The following is a 13,561-nucleotide window of genomic DNA, read 5'->3' on the forward strand; positions in this document are numbered from 1 at the left end:
ATTTGTTATTTAGTTAAGTGTGTATTTTATTTCTTGCAAGTCACGGCTATTTCCACCGACCATAAAAGTAAAGTCCCCCTTCTCAACCACAAACTTCATCTGATTATTGTAGAAACCGAGCTGTTCGTCTTTCACATCAAACGTCACCGTCCTGCTTTCGCCCACTTTCAGCTTAATCTTATCAAATCCCTTCAACTCCTTGATAGGACGGGTAATCGAAGCTACTTCATCACGGACATACAACTGGACAACTTCTTCACCTTCATACTTTCCCGTATTCTTCACAGTTACAGCTACACGCGCATAAGTATCTTTTCCATTACCCGGAAGCAGCTTCACATCCGAATAATCGAAAGTGGTATATGACAGACCATAGCCGAACGGATAAGCCGGTTCGGTCGGAATATCAATGTATTTCGCACACCATCCGCCCAATGCGGTAGGACGTCCGGTACTCTTATACTGATAGTACAGAGGAATCTGCCCGTTATGCTGCGGGAAAGTCATCGGGAGTTTCCCTGAAGGATTGTAATCCCCGAACAATACATTACAGATGGCATTACCGGCTTCGCTTCCCAACCACCAGGTACATAAGATAGCGGGAGCATCCCGGCGCACTTCATTGAAAATGACAGGACGGCCGCACATCATCAGTACAACCACAGGTTTGCCCGTCTTTACGAGTTCGGAAACCAGTTTCTGCTGCTCCGAAGAAATGGAGATATCCCCTTTTGAACGCATCTCTCCACTCTCCCATGCCTGTTCGCCCATCGCTATCACAACTACATCCGACTGGCGGGCAGCAGCCAATGTCTGTTCCAGATTCACGATCTGATTCTTTTTCAAGTCGTATCCGTCATTATAATTGACAGTTACCCCCCGCTTTTCCATTGCCTCATACAAAGTGACTACCTTACTCACCTCGGCACAAGACCATGCGCCACACATATCTTTCTGTGATTTAGCCAATGCACCAACCAAAGCAACTTTCTTAATGGAAGGAGAAAGCGGAAGCACAGCGCCTTCATTCTTCAAAAGTACAACGGAACGTTCGGCCACATAACACGCTTCCTTGCGTGATTCTTCCGAACCGATCACCGTACGCTCTCTTTCCTCATCACAATAGCGGAACGGATCATCAAATAATCCCAGCTTATATTTCTGTTCAAGAATACGTCTGACCGCATCATCCACCAGTTTCACTGATACTTTGCCTTCCTTTATCAGGGTAATCAGATTCTTGGAATAGCATTCACTTACCATTTCCATATCCAGACCGGCTTTTATGCCTTTATAAGCAGCCTCTTTCTCATCTTTCGCATAACGGTGGTTTATCATTTCACCTACCGAACCCCAGTCGGAGACTACGAATCCTTTGAATCCCCATTGATTTTTCAGAAGTTCTCTCAACAAGAAGCTACTTCCGGTAGCCGGTTCATTATTAAAATCATTGAATGCACTCATAAATGTGGCGGCACCCGCCTCAGCACCCGCCTTATAAGGCGGCATATAGAAATTGGCGAACTGTCCCATCGACATATCCACGCTATTGTAGTCTTTTCCCGCAGTAGAAGCTCCATATCCCGCAAAATGCTTGATACAAGAAAGAATCGTATTTTCTTTCGACAAATCATCTCCCTGCAAACCGCGTACACGTACCATAGCCACCAGTGAGCCATAATAGGGGTCTTCTCCTGCCCCTTCCATAACACGTCCCCAACGGGCATCCCAACTGATATCCACCATCGGAGCAAACGTCCAGTGCAATCCGGCTGCCGACGCTTCCTTCGCCGCACACCTCGAACCTCTTTCTATGGCATCCAAGTCAAAACTGGCAGCCTCAGCCAAAGGTAACGGAAAACCTGTACGGAAACCATGAATGACATCCAACCCGAAAATCAAAGGAATCCGCAGGCGCGATTTCATCGCAGCCTCTTGATATTTGCGGGTATTGGCAGCACCGGATACGTTCAAGAGGGAGCCTATCAAGCCTTTGCTTATGTCTTCCGTACGGCTAATGCGCGTATTATCGGGTCCTGTGGCAAAGCCGCCGGAACATTGGCTCAACTGTCCCACCTTCTCTTCCAGTGTCATCTTCTTCATCAGACCGGACACGAAACGGTTCATCTTACTCTCGTCTGTTTGACTTTGCGCCGCACTAGTCAGCACAAAAATCATCATACACAAATATGCTATCAGTTTCTTCATGGTTTTATAGTAATAATTTGTTCGCCTTCTTTTATTCTATATTTCTTGCCGTTTATCTTCAGGGTATAAGGTTTATTGCTTTTCACCTGCACTTGCTGACCATTGGCTACAATATCAGTTATAGTACTTCCAAACCTAAGATTCCGCAATCCCTGCTCACCCTGACCTTTCTTATGCCATTCAATCAAATCCCGGGTAGCGTCAATATTATAAAAGCCCAATACATTTTCAATAAAAAGAGAAATCGGCCCCAATGCAGACCAGCCGCAAAAATCATGTCTCACCAACTCCCGTTTATCCTTATACTGCCGTTCGGACGGTCGGGGAGCCGAAGGAGAGTAACATTCCCAAACGGTTGCCGGCTTAAAAGTCCGATAAGTTTCGGACATCTGGGACAACAGTTTATAAGAGTTCTCATAAGCAATATCATAATATCCGTAAGTCTCAAGCGCCTTGGTAGACATATAAGCAAGTGGAAGCCATACGGCGCCCCGCCAATAATCCCCAATCTCATGATTATAGTCCTTGTCACTTCTGGCAACAGACGGCCAAGGATATTTTCCACCAAATTCGTCCGGAGCATCAGCATATTTCACCAGACGTTCCGCTTGTCCCTTATCAGGTATTTCGGCAAGCATCGACCAATACACCGCCGGAGTTCTGACTTTCACAAATGACGTATCTTTCTCGGAAAGGTCATAATAAAATCCGTCCTTTTCATCCCAGTAGTATTTATTCAACAAAGCCTTATTCTCTTTATATAGGGCTGCAAACTCCTTAGCAGTCCGCTTGTCTCCGAGTTCCTTTGCCAGACGTTCGATATACAAAGCCGAAAGAGCCTGTTGTGATACCGCATCCATCCACAACAATTCTCCTTTACGACCTCTGCCACGGGGAGTGTTGTCCATACCACTCTGCACCCAGCCCCACCGATAACCGATGTCACTTTTCTCCAAAGCAATCCATGCGTGTCTGAAATGCAACTTAGTCCCGCGTTTCAAAGAGTCGAACCAATAATAGTGGCGTTGCAGGAACTGCTCATCTTGCAACACTTTCCTAATACGTTCCTTATTCCCCGTCATCTTATAATATTCATATTCCACCCATGAATAGAAAGGCGGATTATCCGGATGCTGTATTCTGAGTGAAGAAGATTTTTTATTCAAGATTGACTCATAAAAGTTATCCAAGCTCTCTATTCCGGGAAAAACAGCAGGAGCATACCGACAGAACAAAACCATAAATTCCGTATCCCAAATCCAAATCGTATCATCCCAAAGATTCTCGTCCATATAAGGAGACTGGAATACACCTTCCTGATATTTCACCCGTCCCCAAGCGAGTTCCCAAGTTTTCCAATAAAGGTCGACAAAGTGAGGATTCTCCGGGAAAACAGGTTGAGGCAGCAATTCCCTCTTCAGTTCTCCTTTCATGAGTTCCTGCGCGTCCAGTTGAGTAGGAATGAATAATAATAAGATATATACTATTAGTTTGTTCATAACTGGTATTGATTTAAAAGTTGATGTTTACACAAAACCGAATCGTCTTTTCAGCTTTGCATCACAAAGATAGCCGCCCGGTAAATTCATCAAGGCGAATTGCGTACAAAAGGACAATAATATCGTAAACCACCCTCTTTTTTCGGTCTTCCAAACTTTGCAGAGAAGTATGCTTGTCTGTTTTTCGCCTGAACTTATACAATTTTAGCCTTCAAACATCTAGTCGTACGAGATATTATCCAGTACTTTAATTCCTTCCTTTTGTACACCTGCCACAAACAAATTCTTTAAAGACTCTGTTGAAACAGACATAGCCGGTTTAAATTCCGGAGAGTTCATATATTCCAGCAAACTGGCGTAGAATTGCAACCCTTCGGGAGTATTGCGTGCAGTCTCCAAATCAGCCATGCAGACTAACAGTTTACCGCCACCGACATTCAAATCGAATACCAGGCCCAGTTTATGATTACGCTCAACATTGTCAATCACTTGTACAATAGGACGGTATTCTTCTGGCATATTGTCCAAAATCAGCGGATAACTATTCTTGATTATCGGATACCACTGCCAGTTTGTATGGAAATCCGTTGGGAAGTCCTTGAACAAGGCATGTTCGGGATTAGTCAAGATTCCTAATGTACCCGGCGATGCAGGTTTCTTAATACGGTCACATATACTCTTGAACATACGATAATTCCAATAATCAGTTTGAAAGAGTCCGCCTACTGTTACTTCCTTACAATCCTCTTTGCCCGGCATCAGCAAAACTTTTCGACCTTGTTTCAGAGCACTCAACACCTCATCCGTTAATTGACGGGCAACGACTATACCCTCCGTATTCAACTGCTTCTTTGCCGGATATATCCATAAAGGATAAGTATTGCGATACGAAGTTCCGGCAATCTTCAAAGATAATTCCGCCTTACACGCTTTTTCAATATCCGGTAATGTCAGACGAATCGTACCGGCAGTTAACAATCCCAAACCGGAAGGAACAGACATTTTACCTTTACCGAGTGACCGCTTTCCTGTTTTCAATTCCCACGACACACTTTTTCCTTTCAAAGAATGTTCTCCATAATTAGCTATTTCAACATTCCCCTCAAAGGTTTCCTGTCCGGTCCAGCAAAATTTGGCTGTTGTCAGCAAAGGAACAACCTCACAACAAAATTCTCTCCATTTCTTCGGTTCAATCAATCCTTTACTGTCCATGAACGCGTCCAGGATTCCGACATAAGCCGAACCTTGCCCCGGATAATCCTGCAAATCGAGTAACTGAAAACCTGCCATTCGTTCAGAGCGCAAATTCATCTCAATATCTGCCCGATAAAGTTCCACAGACCATGTACCGGACGCTTTAAAGAAATCATCAGCCTGTTCCAGCATACCCGCTTTCTTCAATCGGTCACGAAAGACTTCAAAGTTCCAAGGTGCCAATACACCTATATATTTTTTCATTTCTTCATAATCCGGATAAGTCTGAAACTGCCCCGTTTCATGTCCTATCACCGGAACGGGAGACTTCTCTAAAGCTGCGTCAAAATTCATCACCGAGTTAGGATAGGTATTATTCAGATAACCTCCCTCTGCCGCATCTGCAAAAGAAAAAGATGCACGGGCATGTGTTGAATATCCCTCACCACTACCTACACGGCAGGTTACTAAGAAATCTTCTCCCGGGATATGTCCTTTCGACCCTAAAAAGATATTCGAGCCATAAGTATAAAGATGCCTCGGTTCTATCGAACGGAAGCGGTTCACGAAATCTTTCATCACATTAATATCTCCCCCCAACTCATTACCTAAAGCAAAAAGAACGAAGGAAGCATGATTGCTATATTCACGCATGATATTTTCACCGTCTTTCATCAAGAAGTCCATTAGTTCGGCTGATTCTTTCTTGAAACCTCCCCAAATAGGTAGTTCCGGTTGCAAATAAATTCCTTCCAAATCAGCAGCTTCAAAACAAGCGGCAGGCGGACACCATGAATGAAAACGACAGTGGTTCAAGCCATACTCTTTACAGATTCTGAAATAACGACGCCATTGTTCCAAGTCCATTGCCGTATATCCGGTCAATGGAAATACACAGGCGTCATGCTTTCCTCTAAGAAAAGTCTTTGCTCCATTGATGGTGAAATGAGTCTGCTCCGCCTTAAAATCACGCAATCCGAAACGGACAGTCCGTTCGTCAATGCCATTGATTTCTGCCTTTAGCTGATACAAAGCCGGTTGAAGATCACTCCAAAACAATGCTTTACTGCCTAGTTGATAAACAAACTCATATTCCTTACAGCCCTCTTTCAGGGCATATTCCGTAGCCTTTACTTTATGCTTTCTGGAAGAATTAAACGCAGCAGCCGACAGGCGGATTTGTTTTCCGTTGATACCATACTCTTTCGATAATGTGATTTTCACTTTTACAGAACGGTCTGCCACCGAAGGGAAAGTTTGGATGGATTCCATAAACAACGGATTCATTGCCTGCAACTCTATCCGTCCGATAATACCATTCCAATTGGTCTGGGTAGACTCCGTACAAGCATGTGAACTTGAACGAATCTGTTTAGGAATACTTTTTCCGTTATCAATGCGAATGGTCAGTTTATGTGAACCGGGAGTCAGGAAATGAGTCAAGTCATATTCCTGTGGGGTAGACAAATAATTATTCTTACCCACTTCCTGACCGTCGATCCATACTGTTGACGGGCGGGTACGTTCCAAGAACAGCACGATATGCTTACCTTTCCAGTCGGCAGGAATCTCTATATTCCTGCTATACCATGCAGCACCCTCGTATTTATAATATCTGGATAAATAAGTTGTTTCCGATTTATTGGTATTGGCAATCCCTTTCTTATTAGAGTCAGTTGTGCCAGGCAACACTACCTCCTCCGGCAAACTCATATCCCAAAACTTTTCCTGTTCACCTTTCTCCTGAGGATCCAATGCAAAATTCCACACGCCACTCAGATCAATTGTCCGACGCGAATCCGCCGTCTGCGACCATGACGAACATAAAAAAACAAATGATAATAGAAGAGCTCCGATTAATCGACAACGCGTAACTTCATTCATAATAATACGATTTAATGTTATTGATATTTATCTGATGACAAAGATAAAGCGGAGAGCAAATCAACAAGACGAATACCGTACAAAAAAACAATAATATCGTAAAGAGACACACTATTTACCCATTCAAAGCAACATATCCTTTGCCCGACGGATAAAATATCCAAATATCCCTTTCATTGCTTCATCCCCTTCCACAGCCTGCAACTCCGGATGAAACTGAACACCCCAAACATTTTTCACAGCAACAGATTCGATAGCCTCCACTATCCCGTCGTCAGCAAAAGCAGTTGCCTTAAATCCGTCCGCCAGTTTCCTGACAGCCTGATGATGAATGGAACTAATCATTACTTCTTTTTTCCCAAGCATTCGATATAATTCACTGTCCACCCGGCAATGAATGTTATGCCGTGAGACAACAGAAGCGTCCAGAGATTTATGAAGAACATCCGACGGGCATTGTTCCGGCAAATCCTGATATAATGTTCCACCAAAATAAGTATTAATAAGCTGCATTCCCCGGCAAATACCCAAAACAGGAATCTGCTGTTTACAAGCAAACCGCAACAGGGCATAATCAAACTCATCTCTTTCCTCACAAATACCACTACACTTGGAAAGAGGTATTTCGCCATACATGGAAGGCGATACGTCACCGCCACCCGTTAAAAGCAAAGCATCGACAAGAGAAACAACAGACCGCAAAATCTGCATATCATCCGTAAAAGGGATAAGGAAAGGGATGCCCCCGGCCTGGACGACAGCATCCACATATTTCTTTTTCACTGCTATTCTCTCAGGAATGTCAATCTCGGTAGAAATACCTATAACGGGAGATTCTCCTTTCATCATCCTTCTCGGTACTTTTTAATCCACAGCCTGAAGTTCCAATGCAAGACTGGAATATTCACCTTTCAGCAAAGACTTCAGCACAATACCTTCTTGCATCAGCAGTCTGCCACTAATCACCTTACCATTTATGCCACAAGGTTTACCTTTATCTGCCGGAGTCAAGTCCGTAATCCGGTAATTCTTTGCCGGGTCAAGCCCATTCATTTGTACATTCGGCACAATCATATTGATAAAATGTGAAATCTTATAAGCATAGAAAACCGCCCTGTTCTTTTCGGGAGTAACATACATCAAAGAAGCCACCCCTTTATTCTCATACGGTGACATTAGTCTGTACAAGTCTCCGAGCTGTACTACAGGGCGAATGTCTTTATAAGCCTCAATAGCACGTTTAGCAAACGCCTTGTCAGCATCACTCATATCCTTGGGCTGAATTTCCATTCCCAGACGCCCGGACATCGCCACATCAAACCGGAATTTCAACGGAATGCGACGGCCTGTCTGATGATTCTTATCCGCACTTACATGTGAAGCCATGGCTACAGCCGGGAAAAAACTGGAAACGCCCCACTGCATATATATTCTCTGCAAGGCATCCGTATCATCACTGGTCCAAAACTCATCAAAGTAGGGAAGCAGTCCATAATTCACACGTCCGCCGCCACCGGCACACAATTGAATTACCAGACTCGGATATTTGTTACGGATCCGTTCAAGCACTTTCACCAAACAGCGGTTATATTCGATATATAAATGCGATTGTTTATTTTTAGGTAAATATGAAGAACCATAATCCAACAAACTACAATTGTCATCCCACTTCATATAAGCAATCTCCGGATGTTTAGTCATCAGGTTATCCACAACGCCGAAAACAAAATCCTGCACCTTCGGGTTGGTCAAATCCAGCACCACCTGAGTTCCGCCACGTCCGGTAGACAAAGGACGGTTGTCAATTTTCAATATCCAGTCAGGATGCTTCTCAAACAACTCACTTTTAGTATTCGCCATTTCCGGCTCAATCCAGATACCAAACTTGATACCATGTTTTCTAGCAGAAGCCAATAATCCCTCAATTCCTTCCGGTAGTTTCTCACGACAGACCTCCCAGTCGCCCAAACTGCTATTTCCACCATTACGAGGGTATTTATTTCCAAACCATCCATCATCCATGACAAACAATTCACCTCCCATGGCAGAAAAAGCCGCCATCATCTCGTCCATTCCCTTCTGGTTGACTTTGAAATAAACACCTTCCCAACTGTTCAGCAAAATATCGTGCGGCCTGTTTCCTTGATTCATCTTATACTGGCGTGCCCAACGATGAAAAGTCCGGCTTACCCCTCCTTTACCATTCATACTATAAGTCATGGCAAATTCGGGCGTTTTGAACACCTCTTTCGGTTCCAGTATATAGTGAGAATTTTCTTCATTCATACCGGCTATAATGCTTAGTGCCGTGTTGCAAACATTTAGTTTCAGTTTATAGTTACCACCCCAAGCCAATATTCCTCCGAGAACCCTTCCGGTTTCCTCCTGTGGCTTACCGTCCAAGGACAACATGAAAGAAGGATTATCAGTTTCCGTATTCACCAAACCGTCTTTGTTGGTGATCACTTTTTGTCCATTAGTCAGTTTCTCTTCTTCCATTGTACACTCAGCTCCCCAAGCACCGTGGAAATGAGTCAACCAGTTATCCCCCCGATACATGGGAAGGTAAGCAGAAGCAAACTGATATAGTGTAACAGGCTTCTTCCCTTCATTGATTACTTCCGTCCAAGTTCCGATGACATCCGTTCCCGAATAAATCTTGTAGCATTGCTTTATTTTAATAGGATACACCTTATCTTTCAATATTACTTCAGTAATTTCTCCATCCGCAACCTTATGCTGATTCACAGTCTCCACTCCCAAGTCAAGTGACATATTGCCATCCGGCTGGGTCATAGCAATAGCTTTTTCACCCAACGACCGCAAACCAAATGCCGGATAACTTTCCGAATTCAACGCTAACCCGGCATCATAAATATGTTGTATTTGCTCGGGAGTTATAGCCACTCCATAATACTGTATTTTTGATTTCTCACCAGCCTCCGCCGAAATCAGCAAAGACGTCCGGGAAGTTGAAATCAAATAATCTTTAGCAAATAAAGAAGAAGACAACAACATAGCCATTGCTGTCATTAAACAATTTTTTGTATTCATATCTTTGTTCTATTCTTTTTGATTTCTATTTGGAGGAGAAACAACATCACATGGTCGTAGCATGCAAAAAAGTACCTTCCAATTTTATTTTGTAAGGCCATTCCGCCACCTTCTCCATTTTTTTATGATATGCTATATGTTTATCCGGTGCTCCGGTTACCACAAGCCACAGGAATTGAGTATTATCAGGCAAAACAAATTTCACAGATTGATTCACGCCATTCACCGCTTTATTCATCTTGCCATACACCCTTTTACCATCCTGCTTCACTGCCACAAAGCCATATCTCCATCCTGCATTCTCTTTTGCCTCCGTATAGAAGTCTTTGTCGCCCGCAATACCTTCAAAAGTTAACCGCACTTCTGTTCCACCACGTGGAACTTTCAATCTGACAGCGTTATACCCATAACTTTGCGGACATTTCTCCTTTGCTATCTGATACCAACCGGCATCGGCTTTCACCAACTTACATTGATGCTGATTGGCATAAGAACTGCAAACAGACTTGATGCGGGGAAGGTCCCAAGTTACAAAACGGCTTGCCGCATCATAAATTTCTTCATTAAACTGCTCTTGAGAAGTTTTTGTGATTCGCATATAAGTAGATGCCGCATCTTCATCTTTCAACGCTTCCCTCCACAACCGACCGATTATTGGCAGTCCATGTTTATAAGACCAATACTCCAGGAACTGTGGTGCACAATAATGATTTGCCTTATGGAATAATGTATAATGCGTTTGTTTCATATAATTATTCAGATGATAATTTTCAAGAGTTACCCAATCGGGATGCACCTGCCAAAGCATCCATTGAGACGTATACTCATAAAGTGTTGTCCCCGGAAACCCTCTTCCACTGTCGTCATCGGATATATATTGAAAAGCATGACCTAACTCGTGAGCAAGTGCACAATAAGGATAGCTATTTATCCTGCACGGACGAAACCAGCACATTCCCACTTTATCATGGGCACCACCATAGACAGTTCTCTCCTCGTCGTCGTACATCCATATAATCATTTTATACTTATCAGTATATGATTTACCCTTCTGTACAAATTTCATCTTGTCAACAAAATATTTATAATACCGCTCTCCCTCAGTCAATATTTCATCCGGATAAAAGCGTTTACCCTCATCCATATTTATCGCAGGGTCTTTACCAAAAGACTTCTCCCAGAAGAGAACCAAATTTTCGGATTCGGCCTTATAATCATATCCAAATCTTCCATCGGAAACATTTAAGCCATGTTTCTTTATATCTCTTTCCGGAACAAATACGACTTTACTTACTGATTTAGCTTGCAATATTTGCATATTTAGGACAAGCATTAATCCTAAAAAAGACAAAATAAGATTTTTCTTTTTACACATCTGAATATTAGCTTATTTATATTACTTGCTTATCACTTTTATACAATCAATAATAATATCATCATCTAATGCCTTTACAACAAGAGTGTGTTCCTTCATATTATCCAATGGTTGCTTCAAAGTAACGATTGCCTGATGACGTGCAACATTTACACGCCAAGGATCTGTAAAAGGCTTTTCCCATATAGAGTGAATCCCCGTATCTTTACCATCTATAGTAACTTGTACACGCAAATCCCCCCCTGTAGCCGGTTGCATAGGCAGAAAACCCAACTGTATTTCATATTCCCCCTCTTCGTTTACCTTTAATTTATACTCCAATGAAGAATCTTTACCTATTTCAGTAGCCTGATAACTATGTCCCAAACCTTTGATTACTCGATTAAAGCCAGTCTGTTTGACAAACTCATTCCCTTTGATAACATATTTACTCTTTGGATTAGGATGACAAATCTTTGTATTCACATGCGTATAAACTGGGGACTCAAACACCGGCAACCGACGTGGCTTCATATCCATAATTAGATTCCACTTTCCATTGGATATCTTTTTATTATAGCATTCTGTTAATTTAACGATCTCATTATACGCATTCAATGCCGGCTGACCGGCAAGCAACAATTTTTTATTCATTTGTGAAGCAGCCCTGACCGGATATTCTACCAACTGGTAATAAGCATCAGTACGATCTGGCGAGATAGAAGCAGCAAGCTCTGTAGCCGCTTTTTCTATTTTTTCATAGTCGGCAAGTCGTTCTCGTGCCTCATCTTCGGTAAAATCAGGTTTTCCTACCGGCATCAGTCCTCCTCGGGGATAACCACTAATTTCCACCCGATTAAATCCCATGTGCTCAGGGCGGCGAACAGCAGCCAAACGGTAATACTCATTCATTATGTTAGCAACTGACTTTGCATTCTCCTTACCAAATTCACGCGCAGCCCAATTTTCCAGATGATTTCCCAAATTTGTATAATCAATGGCATCAATATTCCAAGCCATATCCATAAAAAGCTCCGTATCATACTCAGCAGGTTTAATATCACCAACATTCAAAATCCAAAGTTTACGTGCATTATGCTCCCACGCACGACGCATTTGCAGATAAACAAGTGCCGGGGGAGTAGAACATAACCAGAGGTAATCGTGAGGGGAGCCCCAATATGAGACATGATAATAAACCCCTGCCCCTCCTTTTCTTTTCTGCTCTTCGGCATTACTCAAATTGGTAATATAACCATTGTTATCGTCAGTCCACATCAAAGTCACATAGTCGGGCACATTCAGACTATCCTTATACACATTCAATACTTCTTTGTAAAGAACCATTGTTTGTGGTATTTTCTCTACATCAGGATTGATATATTTTGCCAGTAACTCTTTCTGTACGTCAAACACTTCATGAAGCGCATCCCTATACTCTGTTGTAGTATTCACTCCTTCCATTCTTCCATCATGAACACCTCGCATGCCTACAGTCATAAATGTCTCCGTACCGGCAACTTCTTTCAGTCGTTCCGCCCAATAGTTGATTACATTTTCCCGGTTAGTCTTAAAATTATATCTCCCCAACCGGGCCTTATACCATTCACCAGCATTGTTCCTCATCATAGGTTCACAATGGGAAGTTCCCACTACTATACCATACTTTTGCGCAGCCTCTTTATTTCCTTTGATAGTATAAAAAGGTGTTGTACTCTCATGCATCGCAGGCCATATCGTATTAGCTCGCAAACGCAACAACAATTCAAATATTTTAGAATAGGTTTTAGGCCCTATATGATTAGGGATGGAACTAGGCTCAAACGTCCTACAACTCCAAGGCACCAACCCCCAGTCCTCATCATTGAGAAATATTCCGCGATATTCTACTGACGGACTTTGTATTGTAACCACTCCCTTCTTTATTTTCACAGACGATTGAGGCTTTGGAGTAACATCCGCCCACCATTCCCATGGAGAAACACCTATCATACGTGACAGTTCCAGAACACCGTATGCAGTGCCTCTGGGGGTGCTACCCACAACGACAAGCTGTTTGTCATTCAAACATATTATTTTAAAAGCCTCCCACTTATTAGTAATCTCCTTAACAGAAATCTTCCGTTTACTTATCAATCGATCGGCTGTTGAGCCGCTACCTATAGTTCCTATGATAATTTCTGTACCTGATTCAAGTATATCTTTACCTGCTACTTTTGTAAGATCGGAAGTAAAAATATCAATAGCCGTTACCACAACTTCTTGCTCCGTTCCATCCGCAATAATACGATGTTTGCCGATTAAATCAAATCCCGAAGCACAGACAGGCAAGAAGCTCATCAAAAAGATATTTAGAAAAAAAAGGTGT

General features: G+C 42.7%; 7 protein-coding genes. All 7 read right to left on the minus strand.

Annotation, left to right across the window (positions count from 1 at the left end):
- Positions 1 to 9: 9 nt before the first annotated feature.
- Positions 10 to 2,208 carry a glycoside hydrolase family 3 N-terminal domain-containing protein gene (locus tag HMPREF9009_RS00185; RefSeq protein WP_151922078.1) on the minus strand — a complete coding sequence of 733 codons (2,199 nt, stop codon included), beginning with the start codon at positions 2,206 to 2,208 and terminating at the stop codon, positions 10 to 12.
- Positions 2,205 to 3,707 (minus strand): MGH1-like glycoside hydrolase domain-containing protein, encoded by a 1,503-nt coding sequence (locus tag HMPREF9009_RS00190; protein WP_053095293.1) that lies wholly within the window; start codon positions 3,705 to 3,707, stop codon positions 2,205 to 2,207. The genes HMPREF9009_RS00185 and HMPREF9009_RS00190 overlap by 4 nt, the downstream gene beginning before the upstream one ends.
- A 219-nt stretch (positions 3,708 to 3,926) precedes the next feature.
- Positions 3,927 to 6,785 carry a sugar-binding domain-containing protein gene (locus HMPREF9009_RS00195; RefSeq protein ID WP_049701110.1) on the minus strand — a complete coding sequence of 953 codons (2,859 nt, stop codon included), beginning with the start codon at positions 6,783 to 6,785 and terminating at the stop codon, positions 3,927 to 3,929.
- Between the two features lie 123 nt (positions 6,786 to 6,908).
- Entirely contained in the window at positions 6,909 to 7,634 is a 726-nt protein-coding gene (locus HMPREF9009_RS00200; protein WP_049701111.1) for a gamma-glutamyl-gamma-aminobutyrate hydrolase family protein, read from the minus strand.
- Positions 7,635 to 7,649: 15 nt separating this feature from the next.
- Positions 7,650 to 9,839: an alpha-galactosidase gene (locus HMPREF9009_RS00205; RefSeq protein ID WP_049701112.1), complete on the minus strand. Its 2,190-nt coding sequence runs from the start codon at positions 9,837 to 9,839 to the stop codon at positions 7,650 to 7,652.
- A 46-nt stretch (positions 9,840 to 9,885) separates the two neighbouring features.
- Positions 9,886 to 11,157, minus strand: coding sequence for a DUF6055 domain-containing protein (locus HMPREF9009_RS00210; RefSeq protein ID WP_232313552.1), 1,272 nt, complete (start codon positions 11,155 to 11,157; stop codon positions 9,886 to 9,888).
- A 78-nt stretch (positions 11,158 to 11,235) separates the two neighbouring features.
- Positions 11,236 to 13,533, minus strand: a complete 2,298-nt coding sequence (locus HMPREF9009_RS00215) for a glycosyl hydrolase 115 family protein (protein WP_049701114.1) — start codon at positions 13,531 to 13,533, stop codon at positions 11,236 to 11,238.
- Positions 13,534 to 13,561: the final 28 nt, after the last annotated feature.

The sequence above is a fragment of the Bacteroides sp. 3_1_13 genome (genome assembly GCF_001185845.1).
GTDB lineage: Bacteria > Bacteroidota > Bacteroidia > Bacteroidales > Bacteroidaceae > Bacteroides > Bacteroides xylanisolvens.

Coding starts and splice junctions, on each gene's coding strand:
- HMPREF9009_RS00195 (WP_049701110.1), bottom strand. CDS start 6,785: ATGAATGAAGTTACGCGTTGTCGATTAATCGGAGCTCTTCTATTATCA.
- HMPREF9009_RS00200 (WP_049701111.1), bottom strand. CDS start 7,634: ATGATGAAAGGAGAATCTCCCGTTATAGGTATTTCTACCGAGATTGAC.
- HMPREF9009_RS00215 (WP_049701114.1), bottom strand. CDS start 13,533: ATGAGCTTCTTGCCTGTCTGTGCTTCGGGATTTGATTTAATCGGCAAA.
- HMPREF9009_RS00210 (WP_232313552.1), bottom strand. CDS start 11,157: ATGCAAATATTGCAAGCTAAATCAGTAAGTAAAGTCGTATTTGTTCCG.
- HMPREF9009_RS00185 (WP_151922078.1), bottom strand. CDS start 2,208: ATGAAGAAACTGATAGCATATTTGTGTATGATGATTTTTGTGCTGACT.
- HMPREF9009_RS00205 (WP_049701112.1), bottom strand. CDS start 9,839: ATGAATACAAAAAATTGTTTAATGACAGCAATGGCTATGTTGTTGTCT.
- HMPREF9009_RS00190 (WP_053095293.1), bottom strand. CDS start 3,707: ATGAACAAACTAATAGTATATATCTTATTATTATTCATTCCTACTCAA.